We start from the raw sequence: 330 nt of genomic DNA, 5'->3' as shown, positions 1-330 counted from the left end.
CTGTCATATCATCGTCGGCTTCATGAAACAGGGTAGCAATCTTACCAATTTGTGAGTTCATTCCCGTTTCAACAGCGACACCGACTCCGCGCCCATATGTTACTAGTGTCGACATAAAGGCCATATTTTTTTGATCGCCCAGTGGTACTTGCTCATCGCTTTGCATAGAAGGGTGGTAAATTGCATCTTTATCAACAGGGACGGATTCACCAGTCAGAGCAGATTCTTCAACTTTCAAAGTTGCAGTTTCGATAAGCCGTAAATCACATGGGATATAACGTCCTGCATCCAGCATGACAATATCACCTGGAACGACTTGTTCAGATGGAA

1 protein-coding gene is annotated in these 330 nt (G+C 44.2%); it reads right to left on the bottom strand.

Features of this window, described 5'->3' with window-relative positions:
* Window positions 1-330 (bottom strand): P-type ATPase actuator domain-containing protein (locus ACSG5Z_RS29885; protein ID WP_503827180.1); only part of this gene is annotated, 330 nt, incomplete at both ends.

The sequence above is a fragment of the Bacillus pretiosus genome (genome assembly GCF_051294775.1).
Taxonomy (GTDB): Bacteria; Bacillota; Bacilli; order Bacillales; family Bacillaceae_G; genus Bacillus_A; species Bacillus_A wiedmannii.
The sequence above is the reverse complement of the archived record's forward strand: the minus strand, read 5'-3'. Positions and strand labels throughout refer to the sequence as shown.